The 21,545-nt window shown below is 63.1% G+C and carries 25 protein-coding genes and 1 pseudogene; 11 read left to right on the top strand and 15 right to left on the bottom strand.

All coding sequences use genetic code 11. The features are described from left to right. The first annotated feature begins 91 nt into the window (after window positions 1-91). Window positions 92-358: a hypothetical protein gene (locus ACO055_RS09155; protein WP_422062280.1), complete on the top strand. Its 267-nt coding sequence runs from the start codon at window positions 92-94 to the stop codon at window positions 356-358. Window positions 359-378: 20 nt separating this feature from the next. Here the strand turns inward: ACO055_RS09155 and ACO055_RS09150 are convergent, their stop codons facing one another. Then, complete coding sequence (locus ACO055_RS09150; protein ID WP_422062279.1) at window positions 379-624, bottom strand: hypothetical protein; 246 nt, start codon at window positions 622-624, stop codon at window positions 379-381. 152 nt (window positions 625-776) lie between these two features. Between ACO055_RS09150 and ACO055_RS09145 the strand changes: the two genes are divergently transcribed. After that, on the top strand, window positions 777-1,790 hold the full coding sequence (locus ACO055_RS09145) for a rod shape-determining protein (protein WP_422062278.1): 1,014 nt from the start codon (window positions 777-779) through the stop codon (window positions 1,788-1,790). Window positions 1,791-1,833: 43 nt separating this feature from the next. Here the strand turns inward: ACO055_RS09145 and ACO055_RS09140 are convergent. Beyond that, window positions 1,834-3,252: pseudogene (locus tag ACO055_RS09140) on the bottom strand (amino acid permease). 240 nt (window positions 3,253-3,492) lie between these two features. On the opposite strand from ACO055_RS09140, the gene ACO055_RS09135 reads away from it, so the two are divergent. Continuing rightward, window positions 3,493-3,984 (top strand): Lrp/AsnC family transcriptional regulator, encoded by a 492-nt coding sequence (locus ACO055_RS09135; RefSeq protein ID WP_422062277.1) that lies wholly within the window; start codon window positions 3,493-3,495, stop codon window positions 3,982-3,984. Between the two features lie 281 nt (window positions 3,985-4,265). On the opposite strand, the gene ACO055_RS09130 is transcribed toward ACO055_RS09135, so the two are convergent. The 5 genes from ACO055_RS09130 to alr form a co-directional block, all read right to left on the bottom strand. Beyond that, window positions 4,266-5,135: a universal stress protein gene (locus ACO055_RS09130; RefSeq protein ID WP_422062276.1), complete on the bottom strand. Its 870-nt coding sequence runs from the start codon at window positions 5,133-5,135 to the stop codon at window positions 4,266-4,268. Window positions 5,136-5,217: 82 nt separating this feature from the next. Then, window positions 5,218-5,589, bottom strand: a complete 372-nt coding sequence (rnk, locus tag ACO055_RS09125) for a nucleoside diphosphate kinase regulator (RefSeq protein ID WP_422062275.1) — start codon at window positions 5,587-5,589, stop codon at window positions 5,218-5,220. Window positions 5,590-5,929: 340 nt separating this feature from the next. Next, window positions 5,930-6,277 carry a RidA family protein gene (locus ACO055_RS09120; RefSeq protein WP_422062274.1) on the bottom strand — a complete coding sequence of 116 codons (348 nt, stop codon included), beginning with the start codon at window positions 6,275-6,277 and terminating at the stop codon, window positions 5,930-5,932. Between the two features lie 23 nt (window positions 6,278-6,300). After that, complete coding sequence (locus ACO055_RS09115) at window positions 6,301-7,557, bottom strand: D-amino acid dehydrogenase (RefSeq protein ID WP_422062273.1); 1,257 nt, start codon at window positions 7,555-7,557, stop codon at window positions 6,301-6,303. Continuing rightward, on the bottom strand, window positions 7,554-8,693 hold the full coding sequence (alr, locus tag ACO055_RS09110) for an alanine racemase (protein WP_422062272.1): 1,140 nt from the start codon (window positions 8,691-8,693) through the stop codon (window positions 7,554-7,556). The genes ACO055_RS09115 and alr overlap by 4 nt, the downstream gene beginning before the upstream one ends. Window positions 8,694-8,814: 121 nt before the next feature. Here alr and ACO055_RS09105 point away from each other — a divergent pair, with 121 nt between their 5' ends. The 8 genes from ACO055_RS09105 (at window position 8,815) to ACO055_RS09070 (ending at window position 13,989) form a co-directional block, all read left to right on the top strand. Further along, a complete protein-coding gene (locus tag ACO055_RS09105; protein ID WP_422062271.1) occupies window positions 8,815-9,261 on the top strand; it encodes an Lrp/AsnC family transcriptional regulator in 447 nt (148 codons plus the stop codon). A 282-nt stretch (window positions 9,262-9,543) separates the two neighbouring features. Then, a complete protein-coding gene (locus ACO055_RS09100; protein ID WP_422062270.1) occupies window positions 9,544-9,888 on the top strand; it encodes a hypothetical protein in 345 nt (114 codons plus the stop codon). A gap of 17 nt (window positions 9,889-9,905) precedes the next feature. Continuing rightward, on the top strand, window positions 9,906-10,673 hold the full coding sequence (locus tag ACO055_RS09095; RefSeq protein WP_422062269.1) for a uroporphyrinogen-III synthase: 768 nt from the start codon (window positions 9,906-9,908) through the stop codon (window positions 10,671-10,673). A 298-nt stretch (window positions 10,674-10,971) separates the two neighbouring features. Beyond that, window positions 10,972-11,550: a hypothetical protein gene (locus ACO055_RS09090; RefSeq protein ID WP_422062268.1), complete on the top strand. Its 579-nt coding sequence runs from the start codon at window positions 10,972-10,974 to the stop codon at window positions 11,548-11,550. Then, entirely contained in the window at window positions 11,547-11,687 is a 141-nt protein-coding gene (locus ACO055_RS09085; RefSeq protein ID WP_422062267.1) for a hypothetical protein, read from the top strand. Before ACO055_RS09090 ends, ACO055_RS09085 begins: the two co-directional genes overlap by 4 nt. 16 nt (window positions 11,688-11,703) lie before the next feature. Beyond that, entirely contained in the window at window positions 11,704-11,946 is a 243-nt protein-coding gene (locus ACO055_RS09080; protein WP_422062266.1) for a hypothetical protein, read from the top strand. Window positions 11,947-12,017: 71 nt separating this feature from the next. Beyond that, complete coding sequence (locus ACO055_RS09075; RefSeq protein ID WP_422062265.1) at window positions 12,018-12,326, top strand: hypothetical protein; 309 nt, start codon at window positions 12,018-12,020, stop codon at window positions 12,324-12,326. Window positions 12,327-12,390: 64 nt separating this feature from the next. After that, on the top strand, window positions 12,391-13,989 hold the full coding sequence (locus ACO055_RS09070) for an FMN-binding glutamate synthase family protein (RefSeq protein WP_422062264.1): 1,599 nt from the start codon (window positions 12,391-12,393) through the stop codon (window positions 13,987-13,989). A 21-nt stretch (window positions 13,990-14,010) separates the two neighbouring features. Here the strand turns inward: ACO055_RS09070 and mnhG are convergent, their stop codons facing one another. The 8 genes from mnhG to ACO055_RS09030 all read right to left on the bottom strand — a co-directional run bounded on the left by mnhG (window position 14,011) and on the right by ACO055_RS09030 (window position 21,356). Further along, a complete protein-coding gene (gene mnhG / locus ACO055_RS09065) occupies window positions 14,011-14,412 on the bottom strand; it encodes a monovalent cation/H(+) antiporter subunit G (protein WP_422062263.1) in 402 nt (133 codons plus the stop codon). Next, complete coding sequence (locus ACO055_RS09060; RefSeq protein ID WP_422062262.1) at window positions 14,409-14,690, bottom strand: K+/H+ antiporter subunit F; 282 nt, start codon at window positions 14,688-14,690, stop codon at window positions 14,409-14,411. Before ACO055_RS09060 ends, mnhG begins: the two co-directional genes overlap by 4 nt. Further along, window positions 14,687-15,172, bottom strand: a complete 486-nt coding sequence (locus tag ACO055_RS09055; protein WP_422062261.1) for a Na+/H+ antiporter subunit E — start codon at window positions 15,170-15,172, stop codon at window positions 14,687-14,689. The genes ACO055_RS09060 and ACO055_RS09055 overlap by 4 nt, the downstream gene beginning before the upstream one ends. Further along, window positions 15,169-16,770, bottom strand: coding sequence for a monovalent cation/H+ antiporter subunit D (locus tag ACO055_RS09050; protein ID WP_422062260.1), 1,602 nt, complete (start codon window positions 16,768-16,770; stop codon window positions 15,169-15,171). The genes ACO055_RS09055 and ACO055_RS09050 overlap by 4 nt, the downstream gene beginning before the upstream one ends. After that, a complete protein-coding gene (locus ACO055_RS09045) occupies window positions 16,767-17,114 on the bottom strand; it encodes a Na+/H+ antiporter subunit C (RefSeq protein ID WP_422062259.1) in 348 nt (115 codons plus the stop codon). The genes ACO055_RS09050 and ACO055_RS09045 overlap by 4 nt, the downstream gene beginning before the upstream one ends. Further along, window positions 17,114-20,041 carry a monovalent cation/H+ antiporter subunit A gene (locus ACO055_RS09040; RefSeq protein WP_422062258.1) on the bottom strand — a complete coding sequence of 976 codons (2,928 nt, stop codon included), beginning with the start codon at window positions 20,039-20,041 and terminating at the stop codon, window positions 17,114-17,116. Before ACO055_RS09040 ends, ACO055_RS09045 begins: the two co-directional genes overlap by 1 nt. Window positions 20,042-20,488: 447 nt before the next feature. Continuing rightward, window positions 20,489-20,947, bottom strand: coding sequence for a TetR/AcrR family transcriptional regulator (locus ACO055_RS09035; RefSeq protein WP_422062257.1), 459 nt, complete (start codon window positions 20,945-20,947; stop codon window positions 20,489-20,491). 229 nt (window positions 20,948-21,176) lie between these two features. Further along, on the bottom strand, window positions 21,177-21,356 hold the full coding sequence (locus tag ACO055_RS09030; RefSeq protein WP_422062256.1) for a hypothetical protein: 180 nt from the start codon (window positions 21,354-21,356) through the stop codon (window positions 21,177-21,179). Window positions 21,357-21,545 lie beyond the last annotated feature (189 nt).

The raw sequence follows: 21,545 nt of genomic DNA, 5'->3' as shown, positions 1-21,545 counted from the left end.
CTAAGGGCTGAAAGAGATCTCGCGCTGACCCGGAGTTCGCCCTGTCGGCATGTTGACAGGCGCAACCTCGCTTTTCGGAAAGGATGTCGTCATGCCCATGACCATTATTGTGGTCGATCTGATCGGCGTGGTTCTTGTCGCGGTCGGCTTTCTACTCGCGTTCCGGCAGGATTTCGTGCGGCGGTGGTGGGCCGCTCTGCGACAGGGGAATATTAGTCCGGCCCGGGTGCAGCCGCTCACTAACGACGATCCCGCGCGATATGTGCTCCGCATTTCGGGGATGATGATCCTCGCATTTGGGATCGTTATCGCACTCCTCTTCACTGTCGCTCATTATTCCCTGACGGCTTCACTTTGAATCATTGGGGTAACATTCTGTCAGCGCTCCGAAAAAGGCCAATTCGGCGACAAAGCGGTGATCGAGGAAATCGCCCGGCATCGCTGCCGGGGTGACGATGGTTCTTTTTGATCGTCATCGAGTGCCGCTACCTCCGCACCGTGAATTGGCGGGGCGCGCGCCGCGTCCTCAAAGGTGCGATAACGGCGGAGCTTCTCGGCGGCGAGGCCCTCAGGATTGTCGATGCCCGGTCCTTCGAAGTGGTTTCGACCGGCGAGATTCTGCAATGCGAGCCGTCCGGATCCGATTTGCCGAAGCGGCCTGTCGCAAGGCCCGGTCCCTCTGATCCTCCCATGTGAGCCATCTTTTACGCCCATTCCCATATCCGCCGATCCGGTTACACCGAGACAGTTGGGGACGGCCTTGCTAGAAGCGCCGCATGACCACGAATCTTACCGGCCGGCCGGCCGAAATCGCGATTGATTTCGGGACGGCGAATTTGCGTATGATCCACCGCGACGGCGGCGTCATCTTTGATGAGCCTTCGCTCTGCTGCCTGACGGGACTGCACGATCAGCCCCGGTTTATCGCTGCCGGTGCACCGGTCTCTGCGATGACGGACAGAACGCCGGCTGGAATGCGTGTGCGGCGGCCGCTGAGGCGCGGGGTTCTTCAGGATATCGGGGCCGCCACGCATTTGCTTCGCTATGCCGCTTCGCACGTGATCAAACGTCGTGCGTTCCGGTCCCCGCGCGTCATGATCGGATTGCCGGCCGACGTCACGCAAGCCGAACGAAACGCAATGCTCACCGCCGCGCGGGACGCGGGGCTCAACCCGGTGTGCTTCGTGCCGGAGCCGCTTGCTGCGGCGATCGGCGCGAACCTGGAGATCGATGCTCCGCAAGGAACGATGATCGTCGAGTGCGGCGCAGGGACGACCGAGGTTGCCCTCTTGTCGCTGGGAGGGGTCTGTCTCACGCGCTCGCTGCGCGGCGGCGGTGCCGAACTCGATGCAGCAATCATCGAATTCCTCCATGCGCGGCATAAACTGCTCGTTGGTCGCAGCAGCGCCGAACGCATCAAATATGCGATCGGCGAAGCCTGTACGCGCGGCGGTGCTGCGGACGCTATCGAAGTCAAGGGACGAAGCCTCGTGTCCGGATTGCCGGCTGCGATCCGGATTGCGCCGACCGAGTTCGCCGACGTGATCGAAAGACATGCGCAGCACATCGTCGACCTCATCCTGGAAGTGCTCGCCGAAACGCCTCCCGAGTTAAGCAAGGATATTCACGGCCAGGGCATTGTGCTTACCGGGGGAGGCGCCGCAACGCCCGCGCTTCGGGAAAAGATCGAGGCTGGGACCGGTCTCGGCGTGACGATCGCTGAAGAATCAGGCCTGTGCGTTGCCAGAGGGCTGCTCAAAATCCTGCATAACGGTTCGGCTGCGAGTTGATCGGACCGACTCGCTGGAGCGCGACAGATAAGGGACGATCTTGTCAGCCTCGACGCCGGCGAATGAGGAAATAGCCCAAAATCACTGCGCAGTTCCAGCCGAGAAACCAGATGTGAGTGGCACTGGGGAGACTGGCGAAGAGATAAAAGCAGCCTGCGATCGCAACGGGACCCACCAGCCAGGCAGCAGGCGCCCGGTAGCCGCGCAGTGCGAGCGGTGCCCGGCGCCGCATGACCAGCATGCCGAGTGCCACGGTGCTGAAGGCGAGGAGCGTGCCCGCATTGGCAAGCGCGACGATCTCGCCGAGCGGCAGGAACGCCGCGATGGTCGATACCAGAAGCGTCGTGACGAGCGTTGTGCGGACCGGAACACCGGCGCGCGAAACCTGCGCGAGGCGCCGCGGCAAGAGCCCGTCGCGCGCCATGGCATAGACGACACGGGTTTGTCCGAAGAAGAAGGCGATGATGACCGTCGGCAAGGCAATGACCGCCGAGATCGCCAGGAAACGCGCGGCATCGGACTGGCCGAGTTCGCGCAAGATCAGCGCGAGCGGCTCGGGGCTGTTGGCAAACCGGGCGAACGGCACGGCGCCGAGCGCCGCAACCGCGATCACGACATAGATGACAATGCAGGCAAGCATCGATCCCAAGATTCCGATCACGAGGTCGCGCCTCGGGTTTCGCGTCTCCTCCGCCGCGCTCGCGACAGCATCGAAGCCATAAAAGGCGGAGAAGATGATGGCGGCGGCGGCCATGATCCCACGTTCGGTGCCATCCGCGCCGGCTGTCTTTCCGAATCCGTAGGGATTGAAGGGCGTGAGGTTTGCCAAGTCGAACGCGGGCAGCGCGGCCCAAACGAACAGTCCGAGCGCCGCGATCTTGAGAGCGACCAGCGCCGCATTGACAAGCGCGCTCCGCCGCATGCCAAGCAGCAGCAACATGGTGACGACCATAATGATGAAGATGGCGGGAAGGTTGATGACCCCGCCTTCGGCCGGCCCGGCCATCAGTATGGCCGGGACACCGAGCCATTGATGAAGCAGTGGCGCCGCATAGCCGGACCAGCCGACCGCGACCGCACCGACCACCAGGCAATATTCCAGTAGCAGGCACCAGCCGATCGTCCAGGCCGCAAAATCGCCGAAGACCACGCGGCCAAAGGCATAGGCGCCTCCGGTAGCCGGGATCATCGTCGCCATCTAAGCATAGGCGAGCGCCGCGCATGTGCAGACGAGGCCCGCGATGAGGAAGGCGATGAGCACGGCGGGTCCGGCCTTGTCCGCTCCCACGCCGATCAGGGTCAATATGCCGGTGCCGACGATGGCGCCGACCCCAAGCGCAACCAGGTGCGGCCAGCCGAGCGTCCGCGCCAGCCGGTCGTTTGCAGGACCGGGATGGATCGCCCGGCGGGAGGACGGGCTATTCCTGAATGGGCCTGGACGGCGCACGGGCAGGGGCGTCATCGCGGGGCGCGGCACGGAATCAGGTGACGATCAGAATCGCGGCGGCAATGATGAGCGGAAGGCCGAGCACGAAGAGGAAGGTGATGATCGCCTCCCAGATATTCTCACTGCTTGTCATGATTTGGCTCCTTATGTCATCGGCGCACTGCCGATATGACAGGGGCATAATAGACGGATGCACGCCGCAAGTGGCGCCGAAGACCTTGACGTGGCCCGCAGTTTCTGCGGTCGTGCGGGACCATGGCCAACGATCATTCACTCGACCGCATCGATCGGAAAATTCTCCGCCATCTTCAGGACGAAGCGCGACTCACCAACCAGGCGCTCGCGGACCGCATCGCGCTGTCGCCGAGCGCCTGCCTCGCGCGCGTGCGCCGGCTTGAGGATATTGGCATCATTCAGGGTTATCACGCGCGGCTTGACCCTTTTCGCGTCGATGTAGGCCTTGTCCTTTTTGTCGAGATCGGTCTCGAGGGACGGGCGCCCGATGAGCAGGCGCGTTTCCAAAAAGCGCTTTCGGCGATACCAGATATCGTCGAGGCATCGCACGTGAGCGGCCGTATCGACTATCTTCTAAAAGTGGTCGTCCGCAACATGCAGCATTGGACCGAGATTCGCGAGGCGCTGGTCGGCGGTGACTATGGCGTCGGCAGCGTTACGACCCATGTGCTCATGGACAAGCCCAAGGTCTTCACGGGCTATCCGATCGCCGAACAGAACCCCGATCGCTAACCGCCAAGAGCTACGCGGCAAATCGATCGCGCGTCGGCGGATATTCTCGCGATGATGATACGAACTCCCGACCCCAGTCAACGCTTGCCATGTTCTCTGTTTTTGCGTGCGCGTGGGAAAGGGCTCTCGCCTTCGCCTTGAGTTTTCTCCGGGCGTTATCGCCAGTTACACGGCCTACGGCCCGGCTGCAGTACCTGTCTAACTGCGGCAGTTGGCATAGGCGCTAGACTTGGAAGGATTATTTTCGGGACACCGCAGTGCCGTGAGGCAAGCCGGCCGGATCAACTCTCGCGCACAATCAACATATCACCCTCGAGTGTATCGAGAAGTTTACGATGGGTGCTGCCGATCAGTGCATCGAACAGCGCCCCATGCCCGTTGCTGCCTACCACCGTGAGGTCGATGCCGTGATCCTCGACATATTCGGGGAGCAGGGCTTCGGGCGATCCAAATCTGGCGACCGGCTTGACCTCTTGCTTGAGAGGGTCGCGCTGGAAACCGCCCTTTTGCAGAAGTTGGTGCAATTCGCCTTCTTTTTCTCCCGTCTCGCGCGTGAAATCGCGATCGTCCAGCAGGCTGGAATAAGGATAATTGAAGGCATGAAAGAGGGTAAGCGCGGCCCCGGCGAAAAACGCGGACGCAACGCGTAACGCCTCCAGCGACTCTTCCGAAGCGTCGGTCGTGGCCAACACCTGCGTATAGGCGCCGGCCACGCGCTCGCGGACGACGAGAATGGGAATGCGGGTTTGACGAACCAGCCGATCGACGGTGCTGCCGAGGAAGATTCGGCCGAGCGTCTCGTCATGGCCAAAGCCTGTCACAATCAGGTCGCATTGCTCGCGCTGCGCGATGGCGTTGATCGTTGAGGCGGGATCTCCCTCGCCGACGACCATCCGGATATTGGCCGCAGCGCTCCCGACATCGCGCGCAAGACGCCATCGCATGCGCTCGGCAGGATCGGCCTGCCGGCGCCATTTGCGCGGACGCGCGTCGAGCATGTCGGCCGCACCGGTTTCCACAACCGCGACCGCAACCAGTTCGGCCGCCCACTGGTCCGCGAGCGCTACGGCGCGGTCGAGCGCGCGATCGCAGCGGCAACTGAGGTCCGTTGCCAGAAGGACTCGACGGGTGGGCGGGGATTTGGCGGTCATCTGAGAACTCCAAGTCGAAAGAACTCGCGGTCGGTGTTGAGGGCGACCGCGCGTTCCTCGCGCTCCAGCCGCGAACCGAGGTTCAAGGCGCGTTGGCTTCCTGTCTCACCCGCACGATCGTCAATTCGCGTTCATGGCCTTCGCGGTCCGGCCACAATATGGACTGGCCTTCGCGGAGGCCGATCAGTCCAGCGCCGACCGGCGTCAGGATCGAAATCCGGCCGGCAGAGATATCGGCGTCCTTCGGATAGACCAGCTTCACCGAACGGGTCGAACCATTGGCGTCATCGAATTCCACTGTCGCACCCATGACGACGACGTCGTGGGGAATGCGCTCGCGGCTATAGAATTTCGCACGCGACATCTCGTCGAGCAACATTGCGGAAACCTGGGGCGATCGCTCGGCGGCCGCGAGAGCCAGATCGCCCAGCACATCGGCTTCGCTGTCGATCATATGAATAGGGGGGCGCTTGGAACGCTTCTGTCTTGTCATGTTTCTAACTTTCGCAGGCGAGCGCACACACGAGCGCGCTCACTAAATTGGAGTGGGCAAATTTGAAGAGGGTGGCCCCCGGGTCAGGGGCGCGTAGCACCTTGAGACCGGGGGCAATTAGCCCGCGAGAAGCTGTCCACTTTCACTGCGGAAACGGCAAAGATGCTGTGCATTATGCATGGGGGCATGATGCGCCGCTTCGAGAGTCGAGTCAACCGCGCAGCCCTGCAGACTCGGTGCGGGGGGTGCGGCGAGATGGCTTGGCCGCCTCAGGGCGCCGCCGAATGCGGTGCTGCCCCGATCAAGGAAGGGCGGCGGTCACGATGATTTCGACGCGATAGTCGGGCGTCGCGAGCTTCACTTCGCCGGTGGCGCGCGCGGGGGCGTTGGCGCCGCCGACCCATTGGTCCCAGACCGCGTTCATCGCGCCGAAGTCCTCCATGGCGGCGAGCCAGATCGTCGCCGTCAGAATATGTGATTTGTCGGTGCCTGCCTCGGCGAGCAACGCGTCGATTTTGCCGAGCACCGCACGAGTTTGTGCGGCCGTATCTTCGCCCGGAGTGCCGATCTGGCCGGCCAGATATACAAGGCCCTTATGGATCACGGCCTGGCTCATGCGCGGGCCCGAATGGAGTCGCTCAATAGTCATATTTTTTTTCTTTCTTGGTGGTTTCACAGGTAGCGATCGATACCGAGACCGGCGGGGTCGAGCGAGGGGCGCTCGCCGCCGATCTGCGACGCAACGAGCCGTCCCGATCCGCACGCCATCGTCCAGCCCAATGTGCCGTGCCCGGTGTTGAGAAACAGGTTCGGGACCGGGGTGGCACCGATGACCGGGGTACTGTCAGGCGTCATTGGCCGAAATCCGCTCCAGAAATGCGATGGCGCCGTCATATCGGCGCCGCCGGGAAACAGGTCGCCCAGCGAATGGCGTAACGTCGCTTCGCGCTGGGGCGGCAGCGCGGCATCGAAGCCGGAGAGCTCCGCCATGCCCCCTACCCGGATCCGGTTGCCCAGCCGCGTGATCGCGATCTTGTAGCTTTCGTCGAGCAGGGTCGACACCGGCGCGCAGGCGGCGTCGGCGACAGGCAGGGTAATCGAATATCCTTTCACGGGATAGACAGGCAGCGAGAGTCCAGCTTGGCGGAGTAATGCCGGGGAGTGGCTGGCGAGCGCCACCAGATAGGCATCGCCGCGGATCAGTCCGGCATCGGTCCGGACGCCCGCGACGCGGCCAGCGTGCATTTCGAGTCCGGCGACAGGCAAATTATAGCGTAGCTCGACGCCCATCGCGGGGAGGTGATCGGCAAGCTGCCGCGTGAGCAGATGACAATCGCCCGTCTCGTCGCCGGGCAGACGGAGTCCGCCGACGAAGCGGTCCCGCGCGGTGGAAAGTCCCGGCTCGGCGCCGACGCAGCCTTCGCGGCCGAGCAATTCGTACGCGACGCCATATCGTTCGAGCACCGCGATATCTTCCGCGCTGTCGTCGAACTGCTTCTGGGTCCGGAACAGCTGGAGCGTGCCCAATGAGCGCTGGTCATAGTCGAGCTCCAGCCGTCCGCGCAGCGCGATCAGCTCGTCGCGGCTATATTCGGCAAGCCGCACCATGCGGCTCTTGTTGAGGGCATAGCGTGCAGTGGTGCAGTTTCGCAGCATGGCGAGGATCCACCGCAGCATCGCCATATCGATGCGGGGGCTCATAATCAGCGGCGCATGATTCATGAACAGCCAACGCATGGCTTTGACGGGAATGCCGGGCGCCGCCCAGGGCGAGGCATAGCCGGGCGAGATTTCGCCGGCATTGGCGAAGCTCGTCTCGAGCGCGGGCCCCGGCCGCCGGTCGACCAGCACGACCTCATGCCCCGCCTCGGCCAGATAATAGGCCGACGTAACGCCAATCACGCCGGCGCCGAGAACAATGACTCTCATGCCGCCGCCCCGTCGTGTGCGGGGCGCATCTGCCCGTTTTCAATCACGAAGCGAGCGTGCCGCGGCCCAAGTCCAGTCAGGATTTCATAGGCGATAGTACCCGCATTTCGCGCGACATCCGCGAGCGACTGCGATGGGCCGAGCAACTCCACAAAATCTCCCTCCGAAATACTGTCTTCGGCAAGACCGCCAATGTCGATCGTGAGGCTGTCCATGGAGATGCGCCCGACGATGGGAAGCCGCACGCCTTGGTGCCAAGCCGCGCCGTTGCCGCCGAGGCTCCGCGGCCAGCCGTCGGCATAGCCCGTCGCAATCGTTGCGATCCGCTGTGTCGCGGGCGCGACATGGTCGAGGCCATAGCCGACCCCGGTGCCGGCCGCGATCGTGCGGATCTGCAGGATTCGGGCCTCGAGGCGCACCACGGGCTGCAACCTCATGGCTTTCGGGACGGGAGCGACCCCGAACAGCGCGATGCCTGTACGTACGATGTCGCGGTGGAAGCCGCGCGGTAGGAAAGCGCCCGCACTGTTCGCGATCGACTTCGGCACGGCGAGAAAATGCGCGGCCACGGCCTCGAACCGGCTGAGCTGTTTCATGCTTACGCTGCGTGCGGGCTCGTCGCCGCAGGCGAGGTGCGTCATCAGGAGCTTGAGGTCGAGCTCCCCGGCTAAATCAGGATCATTTGCAGCGGCCAGCGCCGTATCGGGAGACAAGCCGAGACGGGACATGCCGGTGTCGATCTGAAGCGCGGCCGGCAAGGGCCGCGCCTCAGATCGAGCATGTGCTCGCCAGGCGGCGAGCTGCGATGTCGAATTCAGGACCGGAATGAAGCCCGCGTCGGCGCAGGCCGCTTCGCTGCCCGGGTCGAGACCATTGAGGATGGTGATGTCGGAACCCGCACCAACGACGCGTGCGAGCCGCTCAGCCTCGCACAACCGCGCGACGAAAAAGCTGCTGCAGCCAGCATAGAGCAGGGCTGCCGCGACGTCAGCGACCCCTAAACCATAAGCGTCGGCCTTGATGACCGCCCCGCATTTGGCAGGTGCGACCCGCTTCGCGAGAGTATGGAAATTGGCGGCGATCGCATCGCAATCGACGATGAGGCGGCTCGGGTGGGGCGGCGCAGGCAGTTCCAATTCAGTCTCCCTCGCGGTCGAGGATAGCTTCAGTCATGCGCAATTTTTCGCCGAATCCACCAATATTGATGCTAATTTCCCGTTTTCTTGACATAATCTGCGATTAAATGGAGGAATCTTCGTGCCGACTCTGAATGATATGGATCGCCGCATCCTGAACAGTCTTCGGTTGAATGCCCGGATCACCAATAGCGACCTGGCCGCAGAGGTCGGACTTTCACCCTCCGCATGTCTGCGGCGGGTGCGGCTCCTCGAGCAGTCGGGCGTGATCCGGGGCTATACGACGATCGTGGCAGGTGTCTCGGCGGAGGAGGGAACGATCGCGATCGTGCAGGTGGAACTCGAGCGCCAGTCGGAAGACTATCTGTGGCGTTTCGAGGCCGCGCTACGCCGGCACGCGGAAATCCAGGAGTGGTTCCTGATGACCGGCGATGGCGACTATATCCTGCGTGTCCAGATTGGCGGTATCGACGATTATGGCGCGTTCCACCGCGACGTTCTGTCGCGATTGCCGGGCGTCGCCCGCATCACGTCGAGCTTCGCCATGCGCAGTCACCGCAGGATGTAATGCGGGCGACGGGGCCTTTGGAGGCGGCTGATTTGGCTCTTTCATGAGGCCGTGCTATAAGGCGGCATGATCTTTCATTCAGTTCTCCGTTTCCTTGCCCATGCCGGCAGCCTGCTGACGCGCGGGCCAGCCTCGGATCGTCGCCCCTCCGCCTGACGCGAGACGGGGCCGTTCCCGAGGCTCGATAGCTGGATCCGGTGCGGATCCTCCCCGATCATTTCCCCATAGAGGAAACCCGCGATCTGCGGGTTCATGATGGCGTTTTCACGCCCGGAGTTTATAATGGATACCCCGATTTCCGAAGCCGAGGCTTTCGGTCTTTTGCAAAACAGACGTGCTGCGTTCACGGCAGCCGCCACGCCCTTTCTCGTCGGAGTCGATATCGATACCGCGACCGCCGCCGCCGCCGCCGACAGATTGCTGGACATGACGATTGCGGCCTATGAAGGACGACCGGCTCCCGAGGCGAGCGCGCGTGGGCTTCCGCGTGCGGCCTACAGCCTTTTCGGCGACTATCTTGTCCCGTTGCTGAAGGACGTGCTCGGTGCATCGTTGCCCGTGGCCTTCCTGGCGCGCTGCGTCGACTCCTATTGGCGAAGTGCGACGCGCGCGATGGCTCCGCAATGACCAAGGAGCTTGTTTGGGTGACGCGTACCGACCCCTTCAACCGGCTGACGGCCAAACGCCTCGCCGGGGCCGGCTATGAACCGCTGAGCGCCCCCGCGTTGCGTATTGTCGCGATGCCGGCTCGGCCTCTCTCGGCAGTTCCGGACGCGCTCGTGTTCACGAGCCTGAACGGCGTCAGGATGCACCGCTTTTCCCCGGCGCTCGCCGATCTCCCTGTGTTCGCGGTCGGTGACCATAGCGCGCGCTTTGCGCGGGCGCGCGGCTACAACCGGGTGACCTCGGCGGCGGGGAACATTGCCGATCTGTGCCGGGCAATTCGGCTTGGTCTGAGCGCCCCGGCCGACATTCTTCATGTCGGAGCGGTTAGTCCGGCCGGCGATATGGCTGCCATGCTTGGATCTTCTTACCGCGTCAGACGCCTGCCGGTTTACGACATCGAGGAGAGCGATCCGCGCGACCTCGAATGGATTGCGGGCCGTCTCGAGGCGATCGGACATATCATAGTGCATTCGCCGCGCGCCGGGTTTCATGTCGCGCGCTGGCTGGTCGCGGCTATGCCGGACTGGACGGGGGTGGCGCATTGCATCTCTCCCGCGGCGGCCGAGCCCTTCCGGGCGCTTCCCGGGATTTCGGCCCGGATATCGAACCGGCCCGACGAGCGGTCGCTGCTCTCGGCCTTGGTCGAAAATCGCCGGCCAGGATCCTTGATTGCGGCGGCATCGCACGGCTTCGATCGATCTGGCGGCGCCCGGCAGGTGCGAGTGGCCGACGCCGGTCATACTTGACTTGCCCGGCTTCAGGGCCATCTTGGTGGTATCATGAGCGATAACGCTTCATCTCCTTCGCGCTTTGCGCACTATGTGGGCCGGCTGCTCGAACGCTAGCCGCCCCGGACCCGCGCGCCGCGGGCCCGGGGTGTTTCCCTTGATCACAGGCAGCGCAGCTTCACTGACCAGGCAGGCTAAGGTCGACGCTTCGCAAGACAGCGTCACGGCCCGGCAGGTTGTTTGACATTCCATCGGAATGACCCCCGTTTAGTCGGTCAGCATTTTGTAGCCGCTGCCACGAGAACGCCGCCGCGCCTTGAGCGCGGCGGCGATGGAGATTTACGTGAACGGCCCTCTGCAACAGCAAGCTCTGTTCAGCCATCTGATCAAAGATGCCGCGCGCCGTGCGAGTTCGATGCTGGCGCTCCCGCACGAGGCTGCGCGCCTGCGCTCGCCTGCCGACGACGGCATGACCCCGATTGAGCGGCTCGAACATTCCCCGCTTGCCGAAGATCAGCTCGTCGCGACGGCGCTGCGCCTATCGCCAAGTGCGGCTCGTCCGAGGGCCATCGCGGGCGCTTTACAACGCCATTTCACGACCCCGCCGGGATGGCTTGCCGTCGAGGCGCAACGCCGTGCGGCCTGGAGCGACTTTGCCGGGCGCGGGCTCCCCCTTGAATGGGCCGCACACACCGCGGCCGGCATCGAGGAGCAGTTGAACGGCGGCGACGCGGAAACTTCGTCCAAGCTGCGGGCCTATGCGGACCTCTACAGCGATCTTTGGTGTGACCCGAGGATTGCCGCACCGGCTCCGGCGCGGCGCGGGATGCTTGCACTGGTGAGCGTGTTGCATGCGCGTTGCGCGTCGCTCGAGGGGACGGAGGACGCGCCATGAGCAAGTCGTCGCCCCATTCGCCAGGCGAACCGTGGGAGATCGGATGTCGAATGCAGATGCTGTTGCTCGTGACCTTCGTCGTCCTGTTCATCGCCGCTTGCTGGCTGGTCGGGACAATGGTCGCGACCTCACCCTAGATATTGGAGTTACATCATGTTGCGCGCAGTCGCAGAATCGAGCCTTCGCTGGAATTACAGCCTTGAAGAAATACTTGGCCTCATTCTCGTCGCCGCAGTCGTCGGAGCTTACAGTCTCATGTTCGCGATGACGCGCCAGCCGCGGCGCGGCTGGGTCCTCGCCGCCTGCGTGTCCTTCACACTTATGGCGGCGATGATCTCGGCAAGCCCGCCCCAATCCCGTGTGGCCGGGGCGAAGATCGCCGAAGCCGGGATGTAGGCCCGGTAACGCTGGCCAGCACGAGACCGTCATTCCAGGCTTCCCTCAGGAGGCTCAAAGGAGCAATAAGAATGAGCAAATATGAATCACGGATAGAGCGGTGGCGACCCCAGTCACCGACGCTGCAGGAGGTCGAGAAATCGCTCGATCGCTATCCCGACCTGAGCGAGCCGGAACTCGCCGCGCTCATGCGCCAATTCCGCAGCCTGTCGCTCGTCGACAAGGCCGTGATCATGGGCGACGTGCGGCTCTCCCGAAAACTGGCGCTTTTTTATCGCGATCACGAGCCCGATTTGCAGGCGCCGGTCGCGGGGCTCGTCCTTTACATTCTCTTGCCCGCTGCGCTCGCCGTCGCGGGCGTGCGGCTGTTTCTGGGCTAATCGCGCCGCAGGCGACAAACGTCGAACCATCAAATCTGGCCCTCTGCCAGCCACGGAGTTTTCATTGCCCTTCGTTCGTTTCACCCCGCTCGCGGCAAGCATAGCCGCGTCGCTTCTCGCGATTCCGGGTCTTCCCGCCGCCTGGGCATGGGCGCTGCTCGTCGCCGGCACTACCTTATCCTGTGTTGGGCTTTACGATCTGCGGCAGCCACTTCATTCGGTACGCCGCAATTATCCGATCGTCGGCCGCCTGCGATGGTTCTTCGAGGATATTCGCCCGGGCATCCGGCAATATCTCTTGGAGGACGACCATGAGCAAACGCCTTTCTCGCGAAGCCAGCGTTCGCTCGTCTACGCGCGCGCCAAGAACGAAGTCAGCGACCGCGCCTTCGGTACCCTCGTCGACGTTTATGAGAATGGATACGAGTTCATCGCGCACTCGACGCGGCCTGTGCCCGTGGCCGACCCCGCCAGCTTCCGTATCCCGATCGGCGGCGACGCTTGCCGCCAGCCCTATTCGGCCTCGATCTTCAATATTTCGGCGATGAGCTTCGGCGCACTCAGCGCCAACGCGATCCGCGCCCTTAACAAAGGTGCAAAGCTCGGCGGATTTGCGCATGACACCGGCGAAGGATCGATCAGCTCTTATCACCGAGAACATGGCGGCGATCTCATCTGGGAAATCGGTAGCGGCTATTTCGGCTGCCGTGACGAAAATGGTGCGTTCGACCCTGGACGCTTTGCCGAACAGGCCTCGGACCCGCAGGTCAGAATGATCGAACTCAAGATCAGCCAAGGCGCGAAACCCGGCAAGGGCGGCATCTTGCCCGCCGAAAAAGTGACACCCGAAATCGCCATGACCCGCGGGATTCCGATGGGCCGCGACTGCATTTCGCCGCCGGGGCATTCCGCCTTCAGCACGCCGATGGAGCTTGTCCAGTTCATCGGGCAACTGCGTGAATTGTCGCAGGGCAAACCAGTGGGGTTCAAGCTGTGCGTCGGACAACCGTGGGAATTCATGGCGATCGTCAAAGCGATGCTCCAGACCGGTATCCTTCCCGACTATATCGTCGTCGACGGGGCCGAGGGGGGCACCGGCGCCGCGCCGCTCGAATTTACCGACCATCTGGGCATGCCGCTGCGCGAGAGCCTTTTGTTCGTCCACAACACGCTGGTCGGCGCGGGGATTCGCCAGAAGATCAAGGTGGGCGCCGCCGGCAAGATTGTCAGCGCGTTCGATATCGCCACGGTGATGGCGCTCGGCGCCGACTGGACCAATGCGGGTCGGGGCTTCATGTTCGCGATCGGCTGCATCCAGTCGCTCTCATGCCACACGAATCTATGTCCGACCGGGGTCGCGACCCAGGATCCAATGCGCCAGCGCGCGCTCGTTGTGGGCGACAAGGCCGACCGTGTTTATAATTTCCACCGCAATACGCTGTTGGCGCTGTCCGAGATGATCGCCGCCGCCGGGCTCGATCACCCCAGCCGGCTCGGACCGCATCATCTTGTGCGCCGCGTCAGTCTTACCGAAATCAGGCTGTTCTCGCAGCTGCACATCTTTCTTGAGGATGGCGAACTGTTGAGCGGCGCCTCGGATCGCGACTTCTACGGCGCCGCGTGGCGGCTCGCCCAGCCCGAAAGCTTTGAGATGGCGATATAAGCGCGTTGCTGGTCTCTTCCGTTATTTTCTTCTGCCCTCCTTGCGCCGCGCACTGAGATCCCGCCCGCTCTTTCCAGCGTCGGGGTCCGACGGAACGCTTGCGCTCTCCTCGCTGCGATCGCGGTAGATCGCGGCGCGGGCAAGGAGCATTAACGTGACGGGCGTGGTCAGCGTGACGAAGAGCGCGATCAATATCTCGTGGACGACGGGCCGCGTCTGGAGCACGGAAAAGCAGAGAGCCGAGGCCGCGAGTATCGCCGCCATCCCCGACGTTGCGCCGAGCGTCGGCGCGTGCACCCGCTCGTAGAAGCCGCGGAGCCGCAGTAGCCCGACCGCGCCCAGCAGGGTGATCGCCGCGCCGCCGAAGACGAGCAAACCCACAATGATTGCGGCCCATGTAGGCAGGTCAGGAGCCTGGATCATTCGATGACCTCGCCGCGCATCAGGAAACGGCCGAGTGCCACCGTGCCCGTAAAGCCGAGAAGGCCGATAACCAGCGCGGCCTCGAAATAGAGGGTTCGCCCGGTCTGGATTCCGTAAGTCACGAGGAGCAGCATCGCCGCAAGATAAAGAGCGTCGAGCCCAAGGATGCGGTCCTGGGCACGCGGTCCGCGAAGCATGCGAAATACGGCGCAGCCCATGGCAAGACCGAGCAGGATTTGCGACGCCGTGATCGTCAGCGCGAGAAAAAGCGTCGTCATTCGAATATCTCCATCAGCAGATGCTCATAACGATCTTGGATCAGCCGGGCCCACTGATCCTCATCGGCAAGGTCGAGCACATGGATGAGAATGATATGACGATGGGCGTCATGCTGCACCCAGAGTGAGCCGGGCGTCGCGGTGATGATGATCGCGAGCATCGCGAGCGCGTCGGGACTACGCAGCGCCGTGGGAAGCTCGATAAACCCCGACCGTCGTTCCGGCGGACGCAGCAGAATGATTTTCGCGACGGCGATGTTTGACCGGACGATATCGGTCAAGACGATGAAGGCGAGCTTCGCCGCGGCGCGGCCAATTCGGAGCGTTGGGCGCTCGGGCCTGAGCGAAAGCATCGTGCGCGAGACCATCACCGCGATCGCGGCACCGAAGAGCATATGACCGGGCGAGAAGCCTGTCAGCAAAATCCACATCGCGAGAAGCGCAAGAGTGAGAAGCGGAAACGGGATGAGACGGCCGATCATCGCTCGCTGCCCGCCTGCGGTGCGTCGGTCACCGCTGCGACATAGTGCGATGGCTGATGCAGCGCAGATGACGTTCCATCGAGATATCCCATGACGGGACCGGCCCACAGCATGAGGCCGAGACAGACCGCCAGCAACAGGCCGATCGGGACCACTTCCACCAGACTGAGCCGCGATGGAGAGTCCTCGCCGGGTGTCCAGAGCAGGTCGATGCCGGCGCGCGTCATGATCATCATTGTCGCGAGGCCCGAGAGGATGATCAGTCCGATCAGCGCCCAGCCCGCCGGCTCCACGTCGCTCGCCCGCAGCAGGGCGTCGATCATCGCGAACTTTGCGATAAAGCCCGAAAGCGGTGGCAGGCCCGCGAGGAGGAGCGCGCAGAATATGAATCCACCGCCCAGGATCGCGATCGTGCCCGGGATGACCACCCCCTTCTCGTCCGCGACTTCCTCGATTGCGCCGACATATTCGTCGTCGAACACGGGCTCGGCAATGCCGGCGACCATGTCCTCCTCGTCGGCATTGCGTTCGACGGGCTCGATGATCAGATAGAGTGCCCCGACCGCGAGCGTTGAACTGACGAGATAGAATAGCATCGCGGCAATGAGCGCCTCGCCGCCGATGCCAATGGCGGCCAGCAAGGTGCCCGAGGACACCAATACATAATAGCCGGCGACGCGCGTGAGCTGCCGGGCCGAAAGGATGCCGATGATTCCGAAAACCATCGTCGCGAGCCCCCCATAGAGCAGCGCGTCGCTGGCAAAGCCGGCCGCTTCGCCGGATGCGTCGCCGAAGAGCAGCGATGACAGGCGCAGTATGACATAGATACCGACCTTGGTCATGATGGCGAATAGCGCGGCGACGGGTGGGGCGGCGGCGGCGTAGGTCCGGGGCAGCCAGAAGCTCAGCGGCCAGATTCCCGCCTTGATCAGGAAGGCGATCCCCAGAATCGCAGCGCCCGCCTCGAGCAGGGCCAGGTCGCCGACGTCGGTGCTCGCGACGCGCAGCGCGAGATTGGCCATGTTGAGGGTGCCGGTGACCGAGTAGAGTATTGCAACGCCGAGCAGGAAGAGCAGCGAGGCGGCGATATTGATCGTGATATAATGGAGGCTGGCACTCGTGCGCTCGGTGCCCGAGCCATGAAGGATCAACCCGTAGGACGCCGCGAGCAGCACTTCGAAGAATACGAAGAGATTGAAAATGTCCCCGGTCAGGAACGCGCCGTTCACGCCCATCATCAGCAGTAGGAACAGGGCGTGAAAACGAGGACCGGACCGGTCCCATCGCGCTACGGCATAGAAGAGCGCCGTAAAGCCGACGACGCTGGTCAGGAGGAGCATCATCGCCGACAGCCGGTCGGAAACCAGGACGATTCCGAAAGGCGCAGCCCAGTTGCCGAGCAGATAGACCAGCGGGCCGCTGCCATCGCCTGCAAGCCAGAGCAGCGCTGCGGCATTGGCGATCAAGAGCGCTGCGGCGCCGAGGCTGATCACCCGTTTCAGAACGCGGCGGCGTTCGTCGAAGGCCAGCATCAATGCGCTCGCCATCAGCGGCAGGATGATTGGCGTGATCACCAGATGATGGAGCCAGCCGGTCATGGTTCGCCGTCCTCACCATCGACATGGTCGGTGCCCGTCAGTCCGCGCGAGGCGAGGAGGACGACGAGAAGCAGCGCCGTCGTGGCAAATGAAATGACGATCGCGGTCAGGACTAGAGCCTGTGGCAGCGGGTCGGCGTAAAGCGCTGGATCGGCCGACGCGGGGGCGCGGCCGACGATCGGAGGGGCGTCGCTGCGCAATCTTCCCGCGGCGAGGATGAAGAGGTTGACGGCATAGGACAACAGCGAAAGTCCGAGAATCACCTGGAAGGTTCGCGGGCGGAAGATCAGCCACAGTCCCGCTGCGGTCAAGACGCCGATGGCAAGAGCAAGAACGAGCTCCATCAGACGGCGTCTCCGGCGGGCGTTGCTGACGGGACGTCGATTGGCTTTTTCGCGCGCGGCGCGCGGATCGACTGGTGCGCGATCGCGATGAGGATGAGCACTGTTGTGCCGACGACGACCGCGAAGACACCGATATCGAATAGAAGGGCGGTCGCGAGCGGAATGTCCCCGATCCACGGGATAGTGAGATAGCGCGAATGGCTGGTGAGGAAGGGATAGCCGAACAGCAACGCGGCAAGGCCCGTCCCTCCCGCGCAGAGCAACCCGGCGCTGATCCAACGCACGGGTTCGATGTGAAGGCTGGCTTCGACGGCACGCGTCCCGTTTGCGATATAGAGAAGAAGGATGGCGATCGACGCTGTGATCCCGCCTGCGAACCCGCCGCCCGGCAGGTCATGGCCGCGCATCAGCAGATAGATCGCGAACATCAAGATCACGGGGAAGAGCCACTGGACGATCACACGCGGCACGAGCAGATAATGGGCCAGCGTGTCGCCGCGCACATGCCCCTCGCGCGCATCGTCAAATGCGTTCTGCCGGTGCTGCTGCGTGGGCATTTCGATGCTTTCCGGTGCCGGGCGGAAACGGCGAAGTAGCGTGAAAACGGTGAGCGCAACGATCGCGAGAACCGTGATTTCCCCCAGCGTGTCGAACCCCCGAAAGTCGACGAGGATCACGTTGACGACATTCGTGCCGCCCCCGCCGGGGTAGGCTTGTTCGACGAAATAGCGCGACAGGCTTTCGGGCAGGGGGCGAGTCATCATGGCATAAGCGAGTGCCCCCATCCCGGCGCCGCCTAGCAGCGCGATGAGAAGGTCGCCGCCGCGCCGGAAGCCGACAGTCCCAGGCTTATCCCCCGCTGGCCAAACATCGGGAAGACGCTGCGGCAGCCAACGCAGGCCGAGAAGCAGCAAGACAAGTGTAACGATTTCCACAAGGAGCTGGGTGAGTGCGAGGTCGGGGGCCGAAAGCCAGATAAAGCTGATGCAAGTGGCAAGGCCCGCGCCGCCGATCAGGACGAGCGCGACGAGCCGGTGGAATTTCGCCAACCCCGCCGCTGCGACCGCGCACGCCCCGCCCAATATCCACAACAAGGCAAATATCGGGTCGATCAGTGTGTCGGGGACGGGGCCGCGGCTGAACCCATAGCGCAGAAAGGGGAGCGTCCCGGCGACGAGCGCCGCCACTATCATGAGGCGTAACTGTACCTGGAGGCGCTTTGTCCCAAACCAGCGCAAAAGGGCGCGCGCCGCCCGGACGATTGCCGCAAGTACGGCCTCGAAGTTACGCTTGCCTTTCAGTCGGCCGATAAGAGGCGATCGCTCTACGCGATTCAGTCGGACGCGGAAGAGGGCGTAGAGGGCGACCCCGCCGACAAGAGCGACAAGGCTCATCAAGAGCGGAAGCGTGAAACCATGCCAGACGACCAGGCTGTACTCGGGCGCGCGCTCGCCGAGCACCGATTGAACCGCGGTCGCAAGGAAAGGGCCGATTGTCAGCGCGGGAAACACACCGACGAGTAGGCAGGCGAGCACCAGAATCTCGATTGGCAGACGGATCCACGCCGGCGCCTCGCGCGGCTCGTGCGGCAGTCCGGACGGCGCCGAGCCGAAGAAGGTCTGGTGAATGAAGCGCACCGAATAAAGAACGCTGAATATGCTGGCGAGGGTGGCCAGATAAGGCAGAACTGCGTCGATGATCGTGCCGCTATGGGCCTGGAGGGCTTCGGCGAGGAACATCTCCTTCGACAGGAAGCCGTTCAGCAGCGGGACGCCCGCCATCGCAGCGGCGGCGACCATCGCGAGCGTCGCGGTGATCGGCATGAAACGCGCGAGCCCGCTGAGCAAGCGCAGGTCGCGCGTGCCCGTCTCGCGATCGATGATGCCGACGGCCATGAAGAGCGAGGCCTTGAACGTCGCGTGGTTGACGGTGTGGAAAATGGCAGCAACCGCGCCGAGCGGGCTGCCCAATCCGAGCAGAAGCGTGATGAGGCCGAGATGGCTGATCGTCGAATAGGCCAGCATCCCTTTCAGATCTTGCTGGAAGATCGCCGACCAGGCGCCGACCAACAGCGTTGCCAGTCCGACAGAGGTAACGATGAGGAACCAGCTTTCGGTGCCGGCGAGAACCGGCCACAGCAAGATCAGCAGGAAGATGCCCGCCTTCACGAGCGTTGCGGAGTGAAGATAGGCCGAGACCGGTGTTGGCGCGGCCATCGCGTGCGGCAGCCAGAAATGAAATGGGACCTGAGCGCTCTTGGTAAAGGCGCCGATCAGGATCAATATGAGCGCCGGAAGATAGGCGGCGTCATTCTGGATGGCGGTTCGAGCCGCGAGTACGGCGTCGACGTCGTAGCTTCCCGCCGCACGCCCGAGCAGCATGAGCCCGACGAGCAGGCAGACACCGCCCGCACCGGTGACGATCAGCGCCATGCGCGCGCCGTCGCGGGCACTTTGATTATGATGCCAATAGCCGATTAGCAAAAAGGAAAAGAGGCCGGTCAGTTCCCAGAAGAAGGCGATTTGAATGAGATTACCCGACAGGACGATCCCGAGCATCGCGCCCATGAACGCCTGCAGGAACGCGAAAAAGCGTGGTACGGGATCTGTCGTCGACATATAATAGCGCGCGTAGAAGCTTACGAGCGCGCCAATGACCAGGACTAGCATGGCGAACAGCCAGGTAAAGCCGTCAAGCCGCAGCGTCAGATTGAGATCCAGGACCGGGAGCCAGGGGATCGAGAACCGAGCGACCCCGCCCGCGCTGACGAAGGGATAGAAGCTGGCGATTATTGCCGCACCGGCGAGCGCATTGAACCCCGTGAGCGAGGCCGCAACATCGCGGCCGCGTTGCGGCAGGAAGGCCGCAATAGCGCTCCCGACAAATGGCAAAACCAGGACGAGCAAGAGAAGCCTTGTATCGTCCACCTCGACTGCATCTCCTTTGTCCCGTTAATCAACCACCTGCTTATGGTGGATAGCTCGCTGACAGGGCAAGGCTTGGGACCGGGATTCTTCATCAAAATCCTTTGCCAGAGGACAAGTGGGCGCGCGGCCGACCCTGACGGCTTCCAAATCGAACCGGACCGGCAAGAGGTTCGGTCCAGTCGGCGCAACTGTGCCGGCCTCGCTTCACCGAACCGGTGCATCGGGTGGAACCGATCACGACACGCCGCATCGATCCGATCGGATATCACATCGCGCGGGCAAGGCCTGGGCGAGATTACTCGGTTTTATACCCTTGCATTGGCCTTTCCACCGTGCCGGAACCCAAGGCCGCCATCACAAAATCGACTTCCGCCAGGAGTTTGTCGCGGCTTACGCCAGCTTTCGCACGCAAGGCGATGCCGCAACAATGGGTAATGAGGAAAGACGTCACAAGGCCGCAGTCGCCGCCGGACGGCCCTGTCCCTCCCGCTTGAGACTGGACCAGGCTGCTCCAAGCATCCGCTCGTAGACTTCGATCCGTTCCGCCAGAAGAAGCCGGACTCCCTCGTCTCCAGGCGAACCCGCCGGAGCCCCATGCGCGGGGAGCGAACCGCGCGGGGTGCCCGTCCCGAAGCATGCGTGCACGGTCCCTTCCAGCAGTCGCCGAATGATTAAACCCGCGGTCTCGCCGGCCAGCGCTTCGCCGACGAACGTCAGGTAAGTGCTTTCGAAGTGCTCGACCACGCGGGCGAACAAGGCCTCCTTGTTGCCGAATACGCGGTACAGGCTGGGCCTCTTGATGCCCATCGCTTCGGTGAGGTCATCGAGGGTGGTGCCGGTACAACCCTTCTCCCAGAATTCTCTGGTCGTTCGATCGAGCGCTTCGTCGATGTCGAACTGCCGCATCCTTCCCATGATTTTCAACCTAATCTGAAGATCTACGTGAATGTTTCAGGGCGATGCTCTGACATTGGCACCGCCCGGTAACCGATCGGACTAGCGCCGAAAGGGCGAGCCTTGCCTGCGGGCTGGCCGGCGACTTATTGCGCGACCAAAACCGCGGTAAGGATCAATGTTGGCAATCCGACCGCCACCACCGCGGCGAGCGCCAAAGTCCAAAGATTCTCGCTAATCGTCATGAGACTACTCCTCTGAAGTGGTCGCGAGCGAACGCCGCGGCCTTTGAGAAATCTTTAATCGAAAAGCCGCCGAAGGTGGCGCTGAAGAAGTGGATATCAGCCGCAGAACCTGCGGTCTGAGCGATGATGGCAGCAAAAGGCGCGACGGCAATCGCCACGAGCGCCGGGCGTCGCATCGCCCATCGATTCGATGGCGGAAACGGCACCGATTCTTCATTCGCCCCATCCGCTCGAGACGGAAGGCCGTTGATTTCAAGGGCTCGCCGCTCGAGGAGTGGTAATGGATAGGGATTTACGCATCGGAACGGATCCGGCGTCTTGCTGCCTACATCTTTCCGACGGGGGCCCCTTGGGATGGGCGGATC

The sequence above is a fragment of the Sphingopyxis sp. genome (assembly GCF_965227415.1).
Taxonomy (GTDB): Bacteria; Pseudomonadota; Alphaproteobacteria; order Sphingomonadales; family Sphingomonadaceae; genus Sphingopyxis.
This window is presented reverse-complemented; position numbering and strand designations above follow the sequence as displayed.